The organism is Streptomyces rubellus, from assembly GCF_036323805.1.
In the GTDB taxonomy this organism is placed as follows: domain Bacteria; phylum Actinomycetota; class Actinomycetes; order Streptomycetales; family Streptomycetaceae; genus Streptomyces.
The window spans coordinates 1-20,564 of the sequence record NZ_JAZDCX010000006.1; the positions used below are offsets into that span (position 1 = coordinate 1).

Consider the following 20,564-nt stretch of genomic DNA (forward strand, 5'->3'; position numbering starts at 1 on the left):
GGGCAGGGTACGGATCTCGGGAAGCAGGCTCACCCGGTCGAGTATGCCGGAAGCGGCGTGGGGGCCCCCCCCCCCCGGGGGGGGCCCCCCGGCGGTGCGGGGCTTCGTTCCCAGGTCTGGGGGGAACGAAGCCCCGCACTCGTATCCGCTCCCGCCCGCCCCGCCCGGGCGCCGAGCCCCTGCGCGTCCGCACGGCCCCGTTCGTATGCTGTGGCCCATGAGCACTCCCAGCCGCTTCGACCGCGGACACACCGACGACCTGGTGTCCTTCCTGACGGCCTCGCCCACCCCGTACCACGCGGTGGCGACCGCCGCCGAGCGGCTGGAGAAGGCCGGTTTCCGGCAGCTCGCCGAGAGCGACGCCTGGGACGGCGGAAGCGGCGGCCGGTACGTGCTGCGCGGCGGCGCGGTCATCGCCTGGTACGTGCCCGAGGGCGCCTCCCCCGCCACCCCCTTCCGGATCGTCGGCGCGCACACCGACTCCCCGACCCTGCGGGTCAAGCCCGTCCCGGACACCGGCGCGGCCGGCTGGCGCCAGGTGGCCGTCGAGATCTACGGCGGCACCCTGCTCAACACCTGGCTCGACCGCGACCTGGGCCTGGCCGGCCGGCTGGTCCTGCGCGACGGCACCGCCCACCTGGTGAACGTGGACCGCCCGCTGCTGCGCGTCCCGCAGCTCGCCATCCACCTGGACCGGGAGGCCAACAACGGCCTGAAACTGGACCGGCAGCGCCACATGACCCCCGTGTGGGGCCTGGGCGAGCCGCGCGAGGGCGAGCTGATCGACTTCCTCGCCGCCGAGGCCGGACTGGACGCCGCGGACGTCACCGGCTGGGACCTGATGGTCCACCCCGTCGAACCGCCCGCCTACCTCGGCCGCGACCGCGAGCTGCTCGCCGGGCCGCGCATGGACAACCTGCTGTCCGTCCACGCCGGTACGGCGGCGCTGACGGCCGCCGCGGCACACGACCGGGAGACCGGTGGCGCCCTGCCGTACGTCCCCGTGCTGGCCGCCTTCGACCACGAGGAGAACGGCAGCCAGTCCGACACCGGTGCCGAGGGCCCGCTGCTGGGCACCGTGCTGGAGCGCTCGGTCCTGGCGCGCGGCGGCACCCTGGAGGACCGCGCGCGGGCGTACGCCGGCACCGTCTGCATGTCCTCGGACACCGGCCACGCCGTGCACCCCAACTACGCCGAGCGCCACGACCCGGGGCACCACCCGATGCCCAACCGCGGCCCGATCCTGAAGGTCAACGTCAACCAGCGCTACGCCACCGACGGCACCGGCCGCGCGGTCTTCGCGGCGGCCTGCGAGCGGGCCGGGGTGCCCTGGCAGTCCTTCGTCTCCAACAACGCCATGCCCTGCGGCACCACGATCGGCCCCATCACGGCGGCCCGGCACGGCATCACCACCGTGGACATCGGAGTGGCGATCCTGTCGATGCACTCCGCCCGGGAGCTGTGCGGCGCCGACGACCCGCACCTGCTGGCGAACGCCCTGACGGCGTTCCTCACCGGCTGACCGGCGGCCGGACGGCGGCCTCCGGCGCCCCGGCCCGGCGCGTGCTCCGAATGCCCAGGCCGTACGGGGGTATCCGGCTCGTTGAACGAGCCATCACAAGCCAGCCGGACGGAGGCGGTTACCCATGGGGATGGCACTGACCATCGTACTGATCGCAGTGGGTGCGATCCTCACCTTCGCAGTGAGCCTGGACATCTCGGGTGTCAACCTCGATGTGGTCGGCCTGATCCTGATGGCGGTCGGCTTCATCGGACTGGCCTCGTACGTGAGCATCTTCAAGCGCCGCCGCGTGCAGCCGCCGAGCCCCGCGGCCCCGGTCGTCGAGGAGAACCACCGCCACCAGTGGTACACCTGACGCTCCGGGGAGCACTCCCCGGAGCAGGTACAGGCACATGCACAGGCGAGGCACAGCGGAGAGCGGATTCGGAATCCCGGCGCGGCCCGGTCACCGAGAGGACGACCGGGCCGCGTCGGCGTGTGCGCCCCCGCGTGTCCGACGACGGCTCAGGACGCCTGTCCGGCCGGGTGGTCCGCCCGGCCGCCGCTCACCGCCAGGCCTGGTAGTGCTGCCAGTTGCACGGGAAGGTCCGCAGGTTCCCCAGTCCGCCGTGGTCATCCAGACACCGCCGGGTCGCGGCGCTCCTGAGCTGGATGGCACCGCCCCGGTACCGGCCCACCTCCCACTGCTGGAAGCGCGAGTTGTTGCACGGGAAGGTCCGCAGGTTCCCCGGCCCACCGTGGTCGTCCAGACACCGCCGGGTCGCCACGTTCTTCAGGATCCGGCGATTGCCCGCGTCGAAGACCTCCCACTGCTGGAAGCGCGAGTTGTTGCACGGGAAGGTCCGCAGGTTCCCCGGCCCGCCGTGGTCGTCCAGACACCGCCGGGTGGCGTCGTTCTTGAACGTCTGGACCCGCGCCTGAAACGTGCCGGCCTCCTGACGGGGGGTCGCCTCGACCGCCGTGGCACCCGCGGTAGCGAGGGCGAGGGTCGCCAGGCCCGGGACCAGTGCGCGCCGGACGGTGCGGCGGTCGAGGAAGCGCTCTGTACTCATGGTGTCCTCCGTGGGTGTGTCGGATCGGCGCGATCGCGCCTGCTCCGATCATTCGCGCCGGACAGAGGGCCTGAAAAGCGTTTCCCCGACCCCTCCGACCAGGGGAAACCCGGGAAACCCCCGGAAGCCCCGGGGAATCCGGGGCACCGTCCCGGCCGCTGCCTCAGCCGCCCTCGCAGCCGCGGTGCGGCGGGAGGTCCGGGACGAGGCGGCGCAGCCGGGCGAGGTCGGTGTCGCCGAGCACCCGGCACGCCCGGGCGGCCGCCCGGCCCACGTCGGGATCCCACAACTGGACCGTGCCGTCGGCGTCCACGGAGGCCAGGGTGCGGCCGTCCCGGCTGAACGCCACGTCCTGCACCGCGTCGGGGTGCCCGGTGAGGACGGCCGTCTCCCGGCGGTCGCGCACCCGCCACAGCCGGACCGTGTGGTCGAAGCCGCCGGTGGCGAGGGTCTTCCCGTCCCGGCCGAACTCGAGCGAGCGCACCGCGCCGGTGTGCGCGGTCAGCGGCCCGCCCGTCTGCCGCCGGCCCGCCACGTCCCACAGCCGCGCCGTACGGTCGTTGCCGGCCGTGGCCAGGGTGCGGCCGTCGGGGCTGAACGCCACCGCCCACACCGCTCCGGCGTGACCGGTGAGTTCTCCCCTCTCCCGGCCGTTCGCGGTGTCCCACAGCCGGACCGTGCGGTCGTCGCTCGCCGTGGCCACCGTCTCCCCGTCGGGACTGAACGCCACCCCGTTGACGAAGTCCGTGTGGCCGGTGAGCCGCCGCAGCTCCCGGCCGCTGCCGACGTCCCACAGCCGCGCCGTGCGGTCGTCACCGGCCGTGGCCACCCGCCGCGTGTCACGGTCGAAGGCGACGGCGAAGACGGTGCCGCGATGCCGGGTGAGTCTCCTCAGCTCCCGGCCGCTCGCGGCGTCCCACAGCCGCGCCGTACCGTCCTCGCCCGCCGTGGCCACCAGCCGCCCGTCCCGGCTGAACACCACGTCGCGCACCCTGCCGCGGTGCCCGGTCAGGGTCAGGTCGGACGCTGCGGGACCGGGATCGGCGAACCGCCACAGCACCACCGTGCCGTCGTCGCCGCCCAGCGCCAGCGTGTCCCCGCCGGGGGCGAAGGCCACGGCCGACACCCGGATGCCGCTCCGGTCCGTCCGGGAGGACCCGGCCAGGTTCCACAGCGCCACCGTGTGGTCGAAACTGCCGGTGGCCAGGGTGCGGCCGTCCGGGGCGAAGGCGACCGACAGCACGTAGTCGCTGTGGCCGTGGAGGACGGTGAGCGGCGCCCGGGAGGCGGTGTCCCACAGCCGGACCGTGCCGTCGCCGCCGGCCGAGGCCAGGATCGCGCGCGAGGGGTGGAACGCCAGCCCGTTCACGTCGTCGCCGTGGCCCCGGAGGGTGGCCGTCGGCCTGCCCCGCGCCGTGTCCCACAGCGTGACGGCCCGGGCGTCGCCGCCGGCGGCCAGGGCACGGCCGCCGGCACCGAACGCCAGCGCGTTGACCAGGCCGGTGACCCGGAGGTCCCGCACCGCCCGGCGGGTGCGGGTGTCCCACAGCCGTACGGCACCGCCGGCGCCGCCCGCCGCCACGGTCCCCCCGCCGGGGGAGAACGCCACCGCCCGGACCGGGCCGTCCGTCCGCAGCACCGCCGGGCGGCCGGGCCCGCCCGGTTCCCACAGCCGCACCGTGCCGCGGTCGCCCTCGGCGCCGCCCACCGCCACGGTCCGCCCGTCGGGGGAGAACGCGACGACGGCCCGGTCCAGTCCGGGCACGGTCAGGACGGCGGACGGCCCCGCGGACCGGACGCGCCCCGCGGCGCCCACCTCCCACAGCCGGACCGCGCCGTCCCGGCCGCCCACCGCCAGGGCGCGGCCACCGGGGTGGAAAGCCAGGGAGACGACCGGCCTCCCGCTCCCCCGGAGCGTCGCCGTGACGGTCCGGGTGCGGGTGTCCCACAGGCGTACGGCGCCGTCGTTCCCGCCCGCCGCCACGATCCGCCCGCCCCGCCCGTACGCCACCGCGTTGACGGGTACGGACCCGGTGCCGAGGCGCCCGGCGAAGCGCTGGATCTGGGTGCTGAGCAGTGCGCCCCGGGTCTCGGGGCCGGGACGCAGCCGGTGGGCCTCGTAGGCCAGCAGCAGCGAGGCCTCGGGCTGCCCGGTCGCCAACCGGGCGGACCGTTCCGCCAGCGACAGGGCCAGGGCGGCACGGCGCTGCTCGGTGACCGTACGCCACTGGTGGAAGGCCAGGCCGCCGGCGGCGAGGGAGAAGACGAGCAGCACCGTCAGGGCCGTGACCAGATGCCGCCGCCGCCGGGCCTGCCGCCGCCGGGCGCGGTCCTCCCGCTCCCGCTGCCGCTCGCTCTCGGCCAGGAACACCGTCTCCAGCGCGTCGAGTCCGGCCCGGTGGTCCTCCTCGGCCGCCCACTCCCGCAGGGCGTCCAGCCGGGTGCCGCGGTAGAGGGCCGCGGGGTCGCGCCCCTCGCGCTCCCACGCCCGGGCGGCCTCGGTGAGCCGCTGGTGGACGAGCAGCCCGGCCCGGTCCTCGGCGATCCAGCCGCGCAGCCGTGGCCAGGCCCGCAGCAGTGCCTCGTGGCTGATCTCGATGGTGTCGGCGTCGGCGGTGAGCAGCCGGGCCCGGACGAAGACGTCCACCACGGCGGAGGCGGCCGCGCGGTCGGGGAAGCGCTCCAGGAGCCGCTCCCGGTCGCAGCGGCGGCGAGTCTCCCCGGTCTCCTCACCGATGCGCACCAGCCGCAGCAGGAGCCGGCGGGCCGCCTGCCGGCCCGCCGGGCCGAGACCGGCGTAGGCGCGTTCCGCCGTGGTGCGCACCGCACCGTGCAGACCGCCGGTGAGCTCGTAGCCGGCCACGGTCAGCACCCCGTCCCGGCGCTGCTGCCAGGTCGCCAGCAACGCGTGCGAGAGCAGCGGCAGCACGCCGGGGGCGCAGCCGCCGGAACCGGCGGCCGGGCCGCCTCCGGCGTCCTGTCCGGTGCCGGTGGCCACGCCCAGATCGCGCAGGACGAGCTCCGGCAGGCCCGGTTCCAGGGTGAGACCGGCGACCCGGGCCGGTTCGGTGACGGCCTCGCGCAACTGGGCGGGGGAAAGGGGCCGCAGCACGAACAGGCCCTGCGACAGTGCCGGGACGAGCCGCGGATGGGCCAGGCAGCGGCCGTAGAAGTCCGCCCGGAGGCCGAGAACCACAAGAGCGCCCGGGGCGCCCGGGGCGCCCGGGGCGCCCGGGGCGCAGGGGGTCCCGCCGGGCGCGGCACCGGCCGCCGCGGTGTCCGCGGGGACGTCGGCGGCGCCGTCCGGTTCCTGCCCGGCCAGCGCGCACAGGAGCCGCAGGAAGGCGGCGCGCTCGGCCTCGTCCGCGCAGTGGGTGAAGACCTCCTCGAACTGGTCGACCACGACGACCAGCCGGTCGCCCGCGGTGTCCCGCTCCGGGGCCCGGGCCCGCAGGGCCGCCCGCACCCGCCGCACCGCCGCGGCGGTGGCGGCTTCCCCGTCCGGGCCGTCCGCCGGGAGGAGCGGCACCTCCCGGCCCAGTGCCGCGCCGAGGTGCGCGGCCAGCGTGCGCAGCGGCCGGGCGGTGGGCGTGCACACGACCACCGGCCAGTGCCGCGACCCGGGCAGCGCCCCGGAACGCAGGGTGGGCACGAGTCCGGCGCCCAGCAGCGAGGACTTGCCCGCGCCGGAGGGGGCGACGACGGCCAGCGGGCCGCCGCCGTCCAGCCGTTCGGCCAGCCGCTGCGTCAGTACGGCGGTGGCCCGGTCCCGGCCGAAGAACCAGCGGGCGTCCCCCGGGCCGTACGGGGCCAGCCCCCGATAGGGGCACACGTCCTCGTCCGGCACGGGCCCGGAGGCCGCCCCCCGTCGGCGGCCCCCGGGCTGTCCGGGCTGCTCGGGGACGAGAGCGGCCAGTGCCCCGCCCGTCCGCAGCACCGCGTCGCAGCTGCGCGCCACGTCCCGGGTGGGGGGCTTCTCACCGTTCTCGATCTTGCTCAGGTAGCCCTTGCTGTAGTGCACCCGGTCGGCCAGCGCCTTCAGCGAGATGCCGGCCTCGTTGCGCAGCCGCCGCAGCTCGGCGCCGAAACCGGGTTCCTCGGTACCCCTCATGACGGCGGAGGCTAGGGACGGCCGGGCACCCGGTGCGGGAAGCCGGGGGACGGTGACCGTTTCGGGTGCCGTACGGCACTCTTCCGGGTGAAGCGGTACGGGAGAGTGCCCCGGCGTCAGCCGGTGATGTTCACGGGACGGTACGCGTGGTAGCCGTCCCGGCCGCTCACCCCGTAGGAGTGCCGCTTCCAGCGGGTGCCGGCCCCGCCGGCCTGCTCGTAGGAGTTGTAGGCGGTGCGGGAGCCGTCCACCCAGCCGTCGAAGATCACCACATGGCGCTGGTCGGGGTCGTTGCTGTCCGCCTTGATGACGAGGTCGCCGGGGGCGAGTTCGTGCATGGCGATCCGGCGGGTCCAGCCGTCGTTCCTGAGCTTGACGGTGTTGGGGCCCGGCGCGGGCAGCCCCAGGGCCATCGATGCGTACCCCGAGCAGTCCTGCCGGTAGCCGTCGGACCAGTACCTGTTCTGGCTGTAGGGGACGGGCCGGCCGTTGTCGGCGGTCAGCCAGGTCCTCGCCCGCTCCAGCACCCGGGCCCGGGTGATCGGGGGTGCCGCCGGCGCGGCCTGGACGGCCTGGACCGACCGGACGGCGGGAGCGGCGGCGGCGGTCTGCACCGCCGGGGCGGTCGGGGCCGCCAGTACGACGGTGGTCAGGGCCGCGAGGAACCAGCGGGTGGTCTTCTGCCACGACATGGTGACTCTCCGGGAAGCTCGTGGTCGGCGCGGAGCGGTGTCCGGCTCCGCCGATCCGAGCTTCGGCATCCCCGGGCAGGGGGAACAGGGGTTTCCCGTCCCACCTGCCCGACGGGAAACGGGGAAACCCGCCGCCCCCTGCCCCGCCTACTCCGCCTCCCGCGCCTCCTCGCCGTCCAGCCCCGCCAGGACCAGCGGCAGCCGGGCCGCCCCGTCCGGGGTGACACGGACCGGCACACCCCAGTCCTGCTGGTGGACATGGCAGGCCGGGTACTCGACGTCCGGGTCGTCGTCGCAGGAGGCCGCCATCGCCGAGACGTGCAGCACGCCCTCGGCCGCACCGCCGCCGAGGGTGTCCGCGAGCACCAGTTCGCGGGTCAGCTCGGTGCCCTGGCCCGCGCCGTCCGCCAGCAGCTCCGGCGGGGTGGCGCTGACCAGCAGCCGGGTGGCCGGGCCGTACCGGACGTCGAGCTTCTGGCCGGGCGGGGCCTGGAAGACCACGTCCAGCCGCAGCCGCCCCGGCGCCACCTCGGTGGCCTCGCGCCGGGTGCGGTGGGCGACGGCCTCGACGCGTACCGCCTCCTCCGGCAGCCGCAGCCGGGTCAGCCGGTGCCGGGCGGACTCCACGACGAGGATGTCGTCACCGGCGAGGACCGCCCCCGACGGCTCGCGCAGATCCGTGGCGAGCGTGGCGACCTCGCCGGTGGCCGGGTCGTAGCGGCGCAGCGCGTGGTTGTAGGTGTCGCACACCGCCACCGAGCCGTCCGGCAGGACGGTGACGCCCAGCGGGTGCTGGAGCAGCGCCTGTGCGGCCGGGCCGTCGCGGTGGCCGAAGTCGAACAGGCCGGTGCCGACGGCCGTACGGACGGTGAAGCCGTCACCGTCTCCCTCGTCGCCGCCGCCGTCGCGCTCGACCCACCGCAGGGCCGAGGTCTCGGAATCGGCCACCCACAGCCGTTCGCCGTCCGCCGCCAGCCCGGACGGCTGCGCGAACCACGCCTCGCCGGCCGGGCCGTCCACCAGACCCTCGTTGGTGGTGCCCGCCGCGACGGACACGGTGCCGGCGGCCGGGTCGTACGCCCAGAGCTGGTGGACCCCGGCCATCGCGATCCACAGCCGGTCCGCCCACCAGGCCACGTCCCACGGCGAGGACAGGTCCACCTCGCGCGCCGGGCCGGAGACGGGCGAGCCCTGCCACCACTGGCGGCCCGTTCCGGCCAGCGTGCTCACCTCGCCGCCGGCCGGGTCGTACGCCCGCAGCGCGTGGTTGACGGTGTCGGCGACGACGACCCGGCCGTCCGGGAGCAGCGCCAGGCCCTGCGGCTCGCTGAACCGCGCCTTGCCCGCCGGACCGTCCACCAGTCCGCGCTCCCCGTCGCCGACACGCCGCACGACGGTCTCGCCGTCCGGCTCCAGCTCCACCAACTGGTGCCGGGTGGTGTCGCTGACCAGCACGTTCCCGGTCGGCAGGACGAGCGCCTTGCCGGGGAAGCGCAGGTCGGTGGGCTCCGGCTCCGGCGGCACGTACGGCCCCTCGCCGCGCCGCAGCGTGCCCTTGGCGGCGTGCTCGGCCGCCAGCTCCGCCACCAGCTTCTCGATGGCGTGGACATGGCCCTCGCCCGCGTGCTGGGCGACGACGTAGCCCTCGGGGTCGATGACGACGAGGGTCGGCCAGGCGCGTACCGCGTACTGCTTCCAGGTGGCCAGCTCGGGGTCGTCCAGCACGGGGTGGTGCACCCCGTAGCGCTCGACGGCGTCGACGACGGCCGCGTGGTCGGCCTCGTGGACGAACTTCGGCGAGTGCACGCCGATCACCACGACGGTGTCGCGGTGCTTCTCCTCCAGCTCCCTCAACTCGTCGATGACATGCAGGCAGTTGATGCAGCAGAACGTCCAGAAATCCAAGATCGCAATGCGGCCCCGGAGGTCCGCCAGGGACAGTTCCCTGCCGCCGGTGTTGAGCCAGCCGCCCGCCCCGACCAGCTCGGGAGCCCGGACACGTACGCGTTTCGCCATCCGTCCATCCTGCCACCGCGCCCGGTGGAGACCGCGGGCGCGGTGGCCGGAACGGTGCCGGACGCGTCAGCGGCGGAAGCGCCGGTCGACGCGGCGCAGGGCCGCGGTGATGCGGCGGTCACGGGCCCGGTCCGGCCCCGGCCCAGACGGCCGCGAGCCGACGAGGAGGCCGACGGACCACCAGCGGCCAGAGACGGGCATCCGCCCTCACGATGCTTACGGCCCGGTGCCGGGGGCTCTCCGCATGCGCTCGTCCGTGCGGCCTGCTCACGGCGGGTGCACGTCGGCCCGGCGCGTGTTCGCCGACTCCTCGCGCGCGATGAACCGGCGACATGGTTCTTCCGTCCTCCCTCCTGTACACCACTACACCGACCGGAGGGCCGACGGCCGGCATCTCAGGTCCCGGCTCCGTCCGTACAAGGAGAGACGCATGAAGTCGTGGCGTTCCCGTGTCGCCGCCGCTGCCGGCATCGCGGCAGTCGTCATCCCGCTGGCCACGGGCTCGGCGTCCGCCGACGAGATCGACCACTGGGGCTACCGCGAGGTCGGCGGGTGGCGGGACTACCGGGCGTGCGAACAGGACGGCCTGTACTACCTCTCCCAGGGGTATCAGAACTTCTACTGCAAGTGGGAGGCCCCGTACTGGAACCTCTGGGTCCTTCCCTACAAGCCCCAGCCGCCCACGGGGGGATGACCGGTCGTTCGGCGTCCCCGCGGGACGGCTGGGAGTGAGTACCCGCACTCATGACGCCCGCGGTCCGGGCCGGGAGACTCCTGCCCGTGCGTTCATCCGTACTCACACCCGTCGGACGTACGACTGCGGCAGCCGTCCTCCTCGCGCTCACCGTGGCCGCGTGCGGCGACGAGCGGGCCGGACAGGCAGGGCCGGCGAGTCCCTCGCCGTCCTTGCCGTCCCCCTCGGCTTCCTCCTCTCCCCCGCCGAAGTGCGCGCAGGCCGCCGAGGTGCCTCCGGTCCCGCCGTCCCCGTCCACCTCCGCGCCGGGCGCGGACGGCGGGCGGCCGGAGGTGCGCGAGGACATGCCGCCCAACTACCTCGACAACCACGCCTACCGCATGCAGGCGCCGCTGAGCCCCGAGAACCGCGCCCGGGGCGAGGCGTCGGCCGAGCTCGTCCGGAAGGAGCTGGAGAAGGTCCGGGAGGAGGGCGATCTCGGCGACGAACGGATCACGGCGGCACTGGACCGGCTCGGCTGCGGGGAGGAGCACGGCGTCCACACCGGCCACGGGTTCTACAGCGTCTACACCGGGGACGCGTGCGTGTCGGGGAACGTGTCGGAGGACGAGCTGACCGTCAGGGTGCACGGCCGTTACATCGAACCCCAGCCCGGCACGGGCCCGTGCGTCAGGAACCAGGGAGGCCACTGACCGGCCCCCCGCCCCGGGCGTCAGGACGGGACCGCCACGCGGGCCACGACCGGCAGGTGGTCGCTGCCCGTGGCGGGCAGGGTGCGCAGGCGGGTGACCGTCGCGCCGCGGGCCAGGACGTGGTCGATGCGGGCGACGGGGAAGGACGCGGGCCAGCTGAAGGCGAAGCCGTCCGCGGCGGCCTCGTCGAGCGGGTCGAGCCGGTCCAGGACGGGGTCGAGGCCGCGGTCGTCCAGGGGGGCGTTGAGGTCGCCCAGCACCAGCACCCGCGGCGACTCCTCCGCGCGCAGGGCCGCGCCCAGCAGCTTCGCGCTCTCGTCGCGCCGCTCGGTGTCGAAGCCGCCCGCCCGGACGCGGACCGAGGGCAGGTGGACGACGTGGACGGTGATCCCGCCGTGCGGGGTGCGGACGGTGGCGCGCAGCCCCCGGTTCCAGTCGGGACCGATGCCCGGGGGGCGGATGTCGAGCTGCCGGACGTCCGTCAGCGGGTACCGCGACCACAGGCCGACGGTGCCGACGACCGCGTGGTGGGGGAGGTCCGGGGCCAGCTCCGTCTCGTAGGCGGACCGGGTGGCGGGGACGACCTCCTGGAGGGCGACGAGGTCGGGCCCGGCCCCGGCCAGGGTGCGGGCGGCGGCGCGGGGGCCGGGGTTCACGTCGCCGACGTTGTGCTGGACGACGGTGAGACGGGCGGCCCCGGGTGCCGGCTCCGGGGCGGTGCCCGCCAGGGCGCCGTGGAAGAGGCCGAGCCAGACGGCCGTGGGCAGCAGCAGCGCCACCAGTGCGAGCGCCGAGCGGCGCAGCAGCGCCACGGCCAGCAGGACGGGAACGGCCAGGCCCGTCCACGGCAGGAAGGTCTCCAGCAGGCTGCCGAGGCCGAGCAGGGCGTTCGGGACGAGGGAGTGCAGCGCCGTCACGGCGGCGACCGCCGCGGCGACCGCGGCGGCGATCCGGCCGCGCCCCCAGGCCGTCCGGCCCCGGTCGTCCGTCCCCCACCGCCGCCGCAGGGCCGCGCGGACCCGTCGTACCCGTGCCACGTGCTCCCTTTCGCCGCTCGCCTCCAGCATGACGTACGGCGGCGGGCGGGCGGTTGCCGTCGGCCGAGCCTTTCCGTGCGGGATGCACTCATCACAAAGAGAACGATCATTCTGTTATAGGCTGCCGACAAATAGAGCAGCGGTTCTTTTTACGGGAGGCGCGGTGCCACGGCTCACTGACGCACGCAAGGAGCTCAGGCGCGCCCAGATCGCCGACGCCGCCGTGCGCTGCTTCAGCCGCAACGGGCTGGAGCGGACCTCGATCGCCGAGATCACGGCGGAGTCCGGGCTCTCGGCCGGGTCGATCTACACGCACTACCGCAACAAGGCCGACCTGGTCCGGACCGCCACCCGGGCGGTGCTCGCCAGGCACGCCGAGGTCCTCGGCGAGTACGCGGCCGCCGACACCCCGCCCGACCCCGACGAACTGCTGGCCCGCCTCGTCGCCGCGATCGACCCTGCCGCCGCCCGGGTCGGCGTGCAGACCTGGGGCGAGGCGACCACCGACCCGGCCATCCGCGAGGTCGTCGTCGACATGACGGACCGGATGCGCGCGATGCTGCACGACTGCGTCACGGCATGGCTGGTCAAGGTCGAGCACCACGAGCCGGCCGGAGCCCGGGAGCACGCCGTCCCGATCGCCCACCGGGTGATGTCGCTCTACCTGGCCGAACTGCTGCACACCGCCCTGCGTTACCCCACCGAGGAGACAGCGTCTTGAACCCCCCTGCCACCCCCGCCGCCCCGACCGCCCCGCTTGCCGACCGCACCGTCCTCCGGATCGGCTACGGCGCGCTACAGCTCGAGCGCCTGCGCGACCGCCGCGACGAGGCCGTCGCACTGCTGCGCCGCGCGGTCGAACTGGGCGTCGACCATGTGGACACCGCCGAGTTCTACGGCTTCGGTTTCGCCAACGACGTGATCCGCGAGGTGCTGCGCCCCGAGGGCTCCGAGGACGACGTGCTGGTGGTCACGAAGGTCGGCGCCGCCCCCGACCCGGACGGGCCCCTGCCGCTGCGTCTGGCGCAGCGGCCCGAGCAGCTGCGCGCCGGCGTCGAGGAGAACCTGCGCGGCCTCGGCGTCGACCGGCTCCCGGTGGTCAACCTCCGCCGCCTGGACTCCGGTCCCGGACTGCGTCCCGAGGGCGACCAGGTCGTCGACCTCGACGACCAGCTCGCGGTGCTGACCGCCCTGCGCGACGAGGGCAAGATCGGGGCGATCGGCCTGAGCTGCGTCACCCTCGACGTCCTGCGCCGCGCCCTGCCGGCCGGCATCGTCTGCGTGCAGAACGCCTACAGCCTCGTCTCCCGCGATGACGAGGACATGCTGAAGCTGTGCGCGGCCGAGGGCATCGCCTGGGTGCCGTTCTTCCCGATCGGCGGGGCCTTCCCGGGCGTGCCCAAGGTCACCGACGAGCCGACGGTGCGCGCCGTGGCCGAGTCCCTGGGCGTCACACCCGCCCAGATCGCCCTCGCCTGGCTGCTGCACCACGCCCCGAACGTGCTGCCCATCCCCGGCACCGCCGACGTCGCCCACCTGGAGGACAACATGGCGGCCGGCGAGATCGCCCTCGACGCCGCGACCCTGGCCACCCTCGACGCCGTCGAGTCCCGCTCCAACGAGGTCGCCCTCGGCTGACGGGCCGCTCCGGTGGGTCCCGGCGGCGGACAGGCGGCGGCGGACAGGCGGCGCCGGGATCCACCACCGGCATGACGCGCGGCGACGGCTCAGACGTTCCTCGGGTCGAACGGGTCGTGCTCGGTGATCAGCTTGTCGATGCGGGCCTTGTCCACCCGGGTGGTGACCTCCTGCAACTCCTGCCGGTCCCGGACGACCTTGGCCAGGTTGAAGGAGGAGGAGACCAGGAACAGGACGCCGAGCCCCAGGAAGCCCCGCTCCCACGGCCCCAGCGGCAGATACGCGACACCGAGACCCACTGCCAGCAGGGAGAGGCCGAAGGAGAGCACGGACTGGACGAAGAACGCGGCGGTCATGGGCCGCTGTACCTGTGGTGCTGTCATGTCCACAGGGTGGCCCGCACCCGGCGGGACCACATGAGTACGGCTACTCAGCGGTGGTGAGGGCGGGTGCGGGACCGGCTCGCGTGGCTCAGCGCAGGACGCGGTCCCGCAGGACCGGGAAGTCGGCGCGGACCTTGTCCGCGTACGCGGGGTCGAACTCGGCCATGACGACCTGCTCCTCGGCGTCCGACGCCTCGGCCAGGGTCTCGCCCCAGGGGTCGACGACCGCGCTGCGGCCGGCCTGGGGCACGCCCGCGTGGGTGCCCGCGGTGCCGCAGGCCAGGACGTAGGCCTGGTTCTCCACGGCGCGGGCGCGGGCCAGCAGGCTCCAGTGGGCGGCGCGGCGCTCGGGCCAGCCCGCCGGGATCACCAGCGTGCGGGCACCGGCCTCGGTCAGGGCCCGGAACAGTTCGGGGAAGCGCAGGTCGTAGCAGGTGGCCAGGCCCAGGGTGGTGTCGGGCAGGACCGCGGTGACCGGTTCGGTGCCGGCGGACAGCAGGGTGGCCTCGCCCCGGTCGAAGCCGAAGCGGTGGATCTTGCGGTAGGTGCGCACCAGGGCGCCCTCGGGGGAGAAGACCAGGGAGGTGTTGTAGAGGGCGGGCGTGCCGGAAGGATCACCGGAGGAATCGGCGGCGGGCTCGTCGGCGCGCTCGATCACGGAGCCGGCGTGCAGCCAGACGCGGGCCTCGCGGGCCGCCTCCGACATCGCCGCGACCGTCTTCGCGGCGGGTCCGCGCAGCGGCTCGGCCCCGGCGGCGAAGGAGTCGAAGCCGAAGGCGCCGACCGTCCACAGTTCGGGCAGGACGACCAGGTCGGCGGCGGACTGCTCGCGGACGAGGGCCGCGGCCCGCACCCGGCGCTCCTCGGCCGTTTCGTCCTGGTTCACCGCGATCTGGATGAGAGAGGCGCGCACCGTACCACCGTCCATGGGGTCGAGGGGGCAAACCCGGGCGGAAAACCCGGGTGAAAACAGCCTACGATCGTCCTTCGAAACTCCTGCCGCGCCGCCCGCGCGCAGCGTAACTTGAGAGTCCCCAAGTCCGCGAACCCACACCTGCCGCACGTACCGAGGGGTCCCGTTGACCGACCACCCGAGCCTTCAGCCCTATGCCGACGCCTGGACCCACTCCATCGAGTCGATATCCGAGCTGGTCATGCCGCTCGTCGAGGGCGAGTGGAACCGCGCGACCCCCTGCCCCGGGTGGTCGGTCCGCGATGTCGTCTCGCACATCATCGGCATGGAGTGCGAGATGCTGGGCGACCCCCGGCCGATCCACAGCCTGCCGCGCGACCTGTTCCACGTGAAGGACGAGCTCAGCCGCCGTATCGAGGTGCAGGTGGACGTGCGGCGCTGCCACACGGCGCCGGAGATGACCAGCGAGCTGGAGTACACGATCATCCGCCGGTCGCGCCAGTTGCGGAACGAGAAGCGCGATCCGTCGAAGATGGTCATGTCTCCGCTCGGGGTGGAGATGACGCTGGAGAACGCGCTGCGGCTGCGGGCGTTCGACGTGTGGGTGCACGAGCAGGACCTGCGGCGGGCCCTGGGGAAGCCGGGGAACCTGGACTCCCCGGGCGCGCTCGTCGCCCGGGACGTGCTGCTGGAGCGGCTGCCCAAGGTGGTCGCCAAGGACGCCGGGGCGCCGCCGAACTCGGCGGTCGTCTTCGACGTGAGCGGGCCGGTGGAGTTCATGCGGACGGTCCGCGTCGACGGCGAGGGCCGGGGCACCGTGGACGCCAGCGTCTCGCTGGGGCCGGCCGTCACCATGGCCATGGACTGGGAGGTCTACTTCCGGCTGGCCTGCGGCCGGGTGCGGCCCGCCGCGGTGCGGGACGGCATCAAGATCGAGGGCGACCAGGAGCTCGCGGACGCGATCCTCGCCCACTTCGCCGTCACGCCGTGAGGCCGTAGGGCCGGCGCCGGCCCCGCCCCCGCCCCCGCCCCCGGGCCGGGGGCGGGGGCGGGGGCGGGGGCGGGGCGTCAGGCCGGTACGTGCACCGTCTCGACGCGGCTGGCCACCACCCGCTCGCGCTCCCGGCGGTGCGCCCGGCCGCGCAGCCGGAGGATCTGCGTGACGCCCAGCGCCTGGACGGCGAAGACGGAGGCGAACGCGATCCGGTAGTCGCCGCCGGTGACGTCCAGCAGCACGCCCACCGCCAGCAGGGTGGTCATGGAGGCGGTGAAGCCGCCGATGTTGACGATGCCCGAGGCCGTGCCCTGGCGTTCGGGCGGGTTGGCGGGGCGGGCGAAGTCGAAGCCGATCATCGAGCCCGGGCCGCAGGTCCCGAGGACCACGCACAGCACCACCAGCACCGCCAGCGGCGCCCGGCCGGGCCAGACCAGCACCATCGCCCAGGCGCCCGCGGTGGCCAGTACGGTGCCCAGCGCGATCGGGGTCCGCGCGCCGTGGTAGCGGGTGATGACCTGGCCGTAGACCAGCCCGATCGCCATGTTGGCGAGCACCACCAGGGTCAGCAGGGTGCTGGCCTCGGCCCGGGTGCGGCCCTGGGCCTCGACCAGGTACGGCAGTCCCCACAGCAGCAGGAAGACCATGCCCGGGAACTGGGCGGTGAAGTGCACCCACATGCCCAGCCGGGTGCCCGGCTCCCGCCAGGCGGCGGCGAGCTGGCGGCGCACATAGCCGCGCCCGTACCCGGATCCGGGTTCGTCACCGGACGGGACGGGGGAGGGGACCGGGACGCCCTCGGGCCGTTCCTTCAGGAAGAGCAGCACCAGCACCAGCACCACCACACCGAGCACGGCGCTGCCCGCGAAGGTCGGCGTCCAGCCGACGGCGGCCAGCACCCGGGCCAGCACCAGGGTGGTCAGCAGGTTGCCCGCCATCCCGCACAGCGCCGCGATCTGCGCGACCAGCGGCCCGCGCCGGGCCGGGAACCAGCTGGTGCCCAGCCGCAGCACGCTGATGAACGTCATCGCGTCACCGCAGCCGAGCAGCCCGCGGGCGGCGAGCGCCATGGCGTACGACTCGGACAGCGCGAAGGCGAACTGGCCGGTGGTGAACAGCACGATGCCCAGGAGCAGGACCTTCCGGGTGCCCCAGCGGTCCACCAGCAGGCCGACGGGTATCTGCATCCCGGCGTAGACCAGCAGCTGGAGTATCGAGAAGGAGGACAGGGCGGAGGAGTTGATGTCGAAGCGCTCGGCCGCGTCGATGCCGGCGACGCCCAGGCTGGTGCGGAAGGTGATGGCGGCGAAGTAGACGGCGACGCCGATGCTCCACATGAAGGCGGCTCTGGGGCCGCCGAGCCGGTACTCGCCGGCCGGGGAACCGGACGGGCCCGGGGAGCCGGACGCGTCGGACCGGGGTGTACCGCTCACCGGACCTCACCGCGCAGCAGGTGCCGTACCGAGCCGACGTGGCGGCGTACGGCCTCGGCGGCGGCATCGGCGTCCCCGGAGCACAGGGTGCGGTGGATCTCGGCGTGCTCGGTGATGTTCCGGTCGATGCGGTCGGGGTGGGAGTGCATCACGGCGACGCCCATCCGCAGCTGGCGGTCGCGGAGCTGGTCGTAGAGGCGCTCCAGGATCTGGTTCCCGGCGGCCCGCACGATGGTGGCGTGGAAGCAGCGGTCGGTGGCGGCCACGGCCGCCAGGTCGCCGGTGGCGGCCTGGCGCCGCTGTTGCTCCAGCAGTTCGGTGAGCCGCTCCAGCAGTCCGGGCGGTACGGGCACGACCTTGCGCACGGCGTGCTCCTCGACCAGCAGCCGGGTCTCGACCACGTCGCCGATCTCCTGGGCGGAGACCGGCAGGACGAGCGCGCCCTTCTTCGGGTAGAGCCGGAGCAGGCCCTCCGCCTCCAGCCGCAGCAGCGCCTCCCGTACGGGGGTGCGGGAGACCCCGACCGCGTCGGCCAGCTCGCCCTCGGTGAGGAGGACCCCGCCCTCGTAGCGGCGCTCCAGGACGCCCTGCTTGACGTGGGCGTAGACACGTTCGGCAGCGGGCGGCGGCTTGGCGGCACCTGTCTGGATGCCGGTCCGGCTACCGGTCGGGGCGTCGGTCCGGGCGGTGGTCGGCGGGACGGAAGACATGTCCACACCATAGATACAACAGGGATGCGTTCCCAGCCCCCGTCCGCGATGCGGGACGGACGGGGCGGACCGGACGAGTGGGACGGGTGGGGCGGGACGGGCCCGGCACGCGGGGTGCGTGCCGGGCCCGTACGGTGCCGCCGGCACCGTCCGCCGGTGCCGGATCAGCTCCAGGTGATCAGACGCCGGGGGTGCTCCAGCACGGCCGCGGTGTCGGCCAGCACCCTGGAGCCCAGCTCGCCGTCGACCAGGCGGTGGTCGAAGGAGAGCGCCAGAGTGGTGACCTGGCGCGGCTTGACCTTGCCCTTGTGGACCCAGGGCTGGAGCCTGACCTGTCCGAAGGCCAGGATCGCCGACTCGCCGGGGTTGAGGATCGGGGTGCCGGTGTCGACGCCGAAGACGCCGACGTTGGTGATGGTCACGGTGCCGCCGGCCATGTCCCCCGGCGGTGTCCGGCCCTCCTTGGCGGTGGCCACCAGCTCGCCCAGCGCCTTCGCCAGCTCGGGCAGGGTCTTCGCGTGCGCGTCCTTGATGTTCGGCACGATCAGACCGCGCGGGGTGGCCGCGGCGATGCCCAGGTTGACGTAGTCCTTGTAGACGATCTCCTGCCGTTCCTCGTCCCAGAAGGCGTTGACCTCCGGGTGGCGGCGGATGGCCACCAGGAACGCCTTGGCCACCAGCAGCAGCGGGTTGACCCGCAGCCCGGCCAGGTCCGGGTCCTGCTTGAGCTCCTGCACCAGCTTCATGGTGCGGGTGACGTCCACGGTCACGAACTCGGTGGCGTGCGGGGCGGTGAAGGCGCTGGAGACCATCGCCTGCGCGGTCGCCCTGCGCACTCCCTTGATCGGCACCCGGCGCTCCCGCTGCCCCGGCTCCACCGGTTCGGCCGCCGGGGACGGGACCGGCTCGGCCGCGGGCCCGGGCTCGGGTGCCGGGACGGCCCGGGTGCGCTCGGCCGCGGCGGCGTGCACGTCCTCGCGGGTGATGATCCCGCCCTCGCCGGTGGGCACCACCGCGGCCAGGTCGACGCCCAGGTCCTTGGCGAGCTTGCGCACCGGCGGCTTGGCCAGCGGGCGCCCGGCCGGCGGTTCGTCGGCGGCCGGCACCGCGGGGGCGGCGGCGGGCGGGGTGGCGGTGCCGTTCAGTTCCGCCTGCACGGCGGACTGCGCGGCGGCCGGTGCCCGGTCGGCGGCCGACTCCGGCGCGGCGGGCTGCCGGCGCGGGCGGCGCTTCGTCGGGCCGGTGGCGACCCCGTAGCCCACCAGTACCGGCTGGCGCTTGCCGCCGCCCTCCCCGGCCCCGTCCTCCGGTTCGCCCTCGTCCCCGCCCGGGGCGGGGGCGGCGGCGGCCGGGGCGGGACCGGCGGAGTCGGCGGGTCCGGCGGCGGGATCGGTGTCCACCGTGATGATGGGCGTGCCCACATCCACGGTGGTGCCCTCCTCGAAGCGCAGCTCGTGCACCACCCCGGTGAACGGGATCGGCAGCTCGACGGCGGCCTTGGCCGTCTCGACCTCGCACACCACCTGCCCGTCGGTCACCTCGTCCCCGGGCCGCACGTGCCAGGTGAGGATCTCGGCCTCGGTGAGCCCCTCGCCCACGTCCGGCATCCGGAACTCCCGGATGCGCGTCGCCTCGGCAGCAGCTGTATCGGTCATCGTCACGACTCTCCTCAGCCCTGTTCTCAGTACGCCAGCGCGCGGTCGACGGCCTCGAGCACCCGGTCCAGGCCGGGCAGGTACTCGTCCTCCAGCCGGGCCGGCGGATACGGCGCGTGGAAGCCGCCGACCCGCAGCACCGGCGCCTCCAGGTGGTAGAAGCACCGCTCGGTGATCCGGGCGGCCAGCTCGGCGCCCGAGCCGAAGAACACCGGCGCCTCGTGCACCACGACCAGCCGGCCGGTGCGCTCCACCGAGGCCTGCACGGTGTCGAAATCGATCGGGGAGACCGACCGCAGGTCGATCACCTCCAGCGAGCGGCCCTCCTCCGCGGCGGCGGCCGCGACCTGCAGACAGGTCTTGACCATCGGCCCGTACGCCACCAGCGTCAGGTCGTCGCCGGAGCGGACGGTGACCGCCCGGTGCAGCGGGCCGGGGATGGCGGTGGGATCGACCTCGCCCTTGTCCCAGTAGCGCCGCTTGGGCTCGAAGAAGATCACCGGGTCGTCGCAGGAGATGGCCTGCTGGAGCATCCAGTAGGCGTCCGAGGCGTTGGACGGCGAGACGCACTTGAGCCCGGCGACGTGCGCGAACAGCGCCTCGGGGGACTCGCTGTGGTGCTCCACCGCGCCGATGCCGCCGCCGTAGGGGATGCGGACGACGACCGGCAGCCTGATCTTGCCCAGCGCGCGGGCGTGCATCTTGGCGAGCTGGGTGACGATCTGGTCGTAGGCGGGGAAGACGAAGCCGTCGAACTGGATCTCCACGACCGGGCGGTAGCCGCGCAGGGCCAGGCCGATCGCGGTGCCGACGATGCCGGACTCGGCCAGCGGGGTGTCGATGACCCGGTCCTCGCCGAAGTCCTTCTGCAGCCCGTCGGTGATGCGGAAGACGCCGCCGAGCTTGCCGACGTCCTCGCCCATGACCAGGACCTTGGGGTCGTTCTCCAGGGCCGTGCGCAGCGACTCGTTGAGCGCCTTGGCCATGGGCACGGTCTTCGCGGTGGTGGTGGTCGCGGCCAT

The 20,564-nt window shown here is 74.6% G+C and carries 19 protein-coding genes; 7 read left to right on the forward strand and 12 right to left on the reverse strand.

Annotated features, from left to right (window positions below; translation table 11 throughout):
- Nucleotides 1–217: 217 nt before the first annotated feature.
- Together V1L54_RS08430 and V1L54_RS08435 are read left to right on the forward strand one after the other, a co-directional pair.
- Complete coding sequence (locus V1L54_RS08430) at nucleotides 218–1,522, forward strand: M18 family aminopeptidase (protein ID WP_330117280.1); 1,305 nt, start codon at nucleotides 218–220, stop codon at nucleotides 1,520–1,522.
- Nucleotides 1,523–1,646: 124 nt separating this feature from the next.
- On the forward strand, nucleotides 1,647–1,877 hold the full coding sequence (locus V1L54_RS08435) for a DUF6458 family protein (protein WP_330117281.1): 231 nt from the start codon (nucleotides 1,647–1,649) through the stop codon (nucleotides 1,875–1,877).
- Between the two features lie 190 nt (nucleotides 1,878–2,067).
- Here V1L54_RS08435 and V1L54_RS08440 read toward each other — a convergent pair whose 3' ends face one another.
- The 5 genes from V1L54_RS08440 to V1L54_RS08460 all read right to left on the reverse strand — a co-directional run bounded on the left by V1L54_RS08440 (nucleotide 2,068) and on the right by V1L54_RS08460 (nucleotide 9,594).
- Nucleotides 2,068–2,574, reverse strand: coding sequence for an RICIN domain-containing protein (locus V1L54_RS08440; RefSeq protein WP_330117282.1), 507 nt, complete (start codon nucleotides 2,572–2,574; stop codon nucleotides 2,068–2,070).
- A gap of 163 nt (nucleotides 2,575–2,737) precedes the next feature.
- Nucleotides 2,738–6,685 (reverse strand): nSTAND1 domain-containing NTPase, encoded by a 3,948-nt coding sequence (locus tag V1L54_RS08445; protein WP_330117283.1) that lies wholly within the window; start codon nucleotides 6,683–6,685, stop codon nucleotides 2,738–2,740.
- 116 nt (nucleotides 6,686–6,801) lie between these two features.
- Nucleotides 6,802–7,377 carry a hypothetical protein gene (locus tag V1L54_RS08450; protein WP_330117284.1) on the reverse strand — a complete coding sequence of 192 codons (576 nt, stop codon included), beginning with the start codon at nucleotides 7,375–7,377 and terminating at the stop codon, nucleotides 6,802–6,804.
- A gap of 147 nt (nucleotides 7,378–7,524) precedes the next feature.
- On the reverse strand, nucleotides 7,525–9,393 hold the full coding sequence (locus V1L54_RS08455) for an NHL domain-containing thioredoxin family protein (protein ID WP_330117285.1): 1,869 nt from the start codon (nucleotides 9,391–9,393) through the stop codon (nucleotides 7,525–7,527).
- A 66-nt stretch (nucleotides 9,394–9,459) separates the two neighbouring features.
- Entirely contained in the window at nucleotides 9,460–9,594 is a 135-nt protein-coding gene (locus V1L54_RS08460) for a hypothetical protein (RefSeq protein WP_330117286.1), read from the reverse strand.
- A 229-nt stretch (nucleotides 9,595–9,823) separates the two neighbouring features.
- On the opposite strand from V1L54_RS08460, the gene V1L54_RS08465 reads away from it, so the two are divergent.
- On the forward strand, nucleotides 9,824–10,087 hold the full coding sequence (locus V1L54_RS08465) for a hypothetical protein (RefSeq protein ID WP_330117287.1): 264 nt from the start codon (nucleotides 9,824–9,826) through the stop codon (nucleotides 10,085–10,087).
- Nucleotides 10,088–10,431: 344 nt separating this feature from the next.
- Nucleotides 10,432–10,779 carry a hypothetical protein gene (locus tag V1L54_RS08470; RefSeq protein WP_330117288.1) on the forward strand — a complete coding sequence of 116 codons (348 nt, stop codon included), beginning with the start codon at nucleotides 10,432–10,434 and terminating at the stop codon, nucleotides 10,777–10,779.
- 20 nt (nucleotides 10,780–10,799) lie between these two features.
- On the opposite strand, the gene V1L54_RS08475 is transcribed toward V1L54_RS08470, so the two are convergent.
- Nucleotides 10,800–11,846, reverse strand: coding sequence for an endonuclease/exonuclease/phosphatase family protein (locus V1L54_RS08475; protein WP_443076543.1), 1,047 nt, complete (start codon nucleotides 11,844–11,846; stop codon nucleotides 10,800–10,802).
- 133 nt (nucleotides 11,847–11,979) lie between these two features.
- On the opposite strand from V1L54_RS08475, the gene V1L54_RS08480 reads away from it, so the two are divergent.
- Nucleotides 11,980–12,537 carry a TetR/AcrR family transcriptional regulator gene (locus V1L54_RS08480; protein WP_330117290.1) on the forward strand — a complete coding sequence of 186 codons (558 nt, stop codon included), beginning with the start codon at nucleotides 11,980–11,982 and terminating at the stop codon, nucleotides 12,535–12,537.
- A complete protein-coding gene (locus tag V1L54_RS08485) occupies nucleotides 12,534–13,454 on the forward strand; it encodes an aldo/keto reductase (protein ID WP_330117291.1) in 921 nt (306 codons plus the stop codon). Before V1L54_RS08480 ends, V1L54_RS08485 begins: the two co-directional genes overlap by 4 nt.
- A gap of 89 nt (nucleotides 13,455–13,543) precedes the next feature.
- Here V1L54_RS08485 and V1L54_RS08490 read toward each other — a convergent pair whose 3' ends face one another.
- Together V1L54_RS08490 and V1L54_RS08495 are read right to left on the reverse strand one after the other, a co-directional pair.
- Nucleotides 13,544–13,837, reverse strand: coding sequence for a YiaA/YiaB family inner membrane protein (locus V1L54_RS08490; protein ID WP_330117292.1), 294 nt, complete (start codon nucleotides 13,835–13,837; stop codon nucleotides 13,544–13,546).
- Between the two features lie 88 nt (nucleotides 13,838–13,925).
- Nucleotides 13,926–14,750 (reverse strand): carbon-nitrogen family hydrolase, encoded by an 825-nt coding sequence (locus V1L54_RS08495; RefSeq protein ID WP_330117293.1) that lies wholly within the window; start codon nucleotides 14,748–14,750, stop codon nucleotides 13,926–13,928.
- A 166-nt stretch (nucleotides 14,751–14,916) separates the two neighbouring features.
- Here V1L54_RS08495 and V1L54_RS08500 point away from each other — a divergent pair, with 166 nt between their 5' ends.
- Nucleotides 14,917–15,741 (forward strand): maleylpyruvate isomerase family mycothiol-dependent enzyme, encoded by an 825-nt coding sequence (locus tag V1L54_RS08500; protein WP_330117294.1) that lies wholly within the window; start codon nucleotides 14,917–14,919, stop codon nucleotides 15,739–15,741.
- A gap of 77 nt (nucleotides 15,742–15,818) precedes the next feature.
- Here the strand turns inward: V1L54_RS08500 and V1L54_RS08505 are convergent, their stop codons facing one another.
- The 4 genes from V1L54_RS08505 to V1L54_RS08520 all read right to left on the reverse strand — a co-directional run bounded on the left by V1L54_RS08505 (nucleotide 15,819) and on the right by V1L54_RS08520 (nucleotide 20,564).
- Entirely contained in the window at nucleotides 15,819–17,081 is a 1,263-nt protein-coding gene (locus tag V1L54_RS08505; RefSeq protein ID WP_330117519.1) for an MFS transporter, read from the reverse strand.
- 92 nt (nucleotides 17,082–17,173) lie between these two features.
- The gene (locus V1L54_RS08510) at nucleotides 17,174–17,887 is read right to left on the reverse strand and encodes a GntR family transcriptional regulator (RefSeq protein WP_330117295.1); all 714 of its coding nucleotides are present in this window, start codon (nucleotides 17,885–17,887) and stop codon (nucleotides 17,174–17,176) included.
- Between the two features lie 164 nt (nucleotides 17,888–18,051).
- The gene (locus tag V1L54_RS08515; protein ID WP_330117296.1) at nucleotides 18,052–19,542 is read right to left on the reverse strand and encodes a dihydrolipoamide acetyltransferase family protein; all 1,491 of its coding nucleotides are present in this window, start codon (nucleotides 19,540–19,542) and stop codon (nucleotides 18,052–18,054) included.
- A gap of 26 nt (nucleotides 19,543–19,568) precedes the next feature.
- Nucleotides 19,569–20,564, reverse strand: a complete 996-nt coding sequence (locus V1L54_RS08520; RefSeq protein WP_330117297.1) for an alpha-ketoacid dehydrogenase subunit beta — start codon at nucleotides 20,562–20,564, stop codon at nucleotides 19,569–19,571.

Coding starts and splice junctions, on each gene's coding strand:
- V1L54_RS08430 (WP_330117280.1), top strand. CDS start 218: ATGAGCACTCCCAGCCGCTTCGACCGCGGACACACCGACGACCTGGTG.
- V1L54_RS08435 (WP_330117281.1), top strand. CDS start 1,647: ATGGGGATGGCACTGACCATCGTACTGATCGCAGTGGGTGCGATCCTC.
- V1L54_RS08440 (WP_330117282.1), bottom strand. CDS start 2,574: ATGAGTACAGAGCGCTTCCTCGACCGCCGCACCGTCCGGCGCGCACTG.
- V1L54_RS08445 (WP_330117283.1), bottom strand. CDS start 6,685: ATGAGGGGTACCGAGGAACCCGGTTTCGGCGCCGAGCTGCGGCGGCTG.
- V1L54_RS08450 (WP_330117284.1), bottom strand. CDS start 7,377: ATGTCGTGGCAGAAGACCACCCGCTGGTTCCTCGCGGCCCTGACCACC.
- V1L54_RS08455 (WP_330117285.1), bottom strand. CDS start 9,393: ATGGCGAAACGCGTACGTGTCCGGGCTCCCGAGCTGGTCGGGGCGGGC.
- V1L54_RS08460 (WP_330117286.1), bottom strand. CDS start 9,594: ATGCCCGTCTCTGGCCGCTGGTGGTCCGTCGGCCTCCTCGTCGGCTCG.
- V1L54_RS08465 (WP_330117287.1), top strand. CDS start 9,824: ATGAAGTCGTGGCGTTCCCGTGTCGCCGCCGCTGCCGGCATCGCGGCA.
- V1L54_RS08470 (WP_330117288.1), top strand. CDS start 10,432: ATGCCGCCCAACTACCTCGACAACCACGCCTACCGCATGCAGGCGCCG.
- V1L54_RS08475 (WP_443076543.1), bottom strand. CDS start 11,846: ATGCTGGAGGCGAGCGGCGAAAGGGAGCACGTGGCACGGGTACGACGG.
- V1L54_RS08490 (WP_330117292.1), bottom strand. CDS start 13,837: ATGACAGCACCACAGGTACAGCGGCCCATGACCGCCGCGTTCTTCGTC.
- V1L54_RS08505 (WP_330117519.1), bottom strand. CDS start 17,081: ATGTGGAGCATCGGCGTCGCCGTCTACTTCGCCGCCATCACCTTCCGC.
- V1L54_RS08510 (WP_330117295.1), bottom strand. CDS start 17,887: ATGTCTTCCGTCCCGCCGACCACCGCCCGGACCGACGCCCCGACCGGT.
- V1L54_RS08515 (WP_330117296.1), bottom strand. CDS start 19,542: ATGACCGATACAGCTGCTGCCGAGGCGACGCGCATCCGGGAGTTCCGG.
- V1L54_RS08520 (WP_330117297.1), bottom strand. CDS start 20,564: ATGGCCGCGACCACCACCACCGCGAAGACCGTGCCCATGGCCAAGGCG.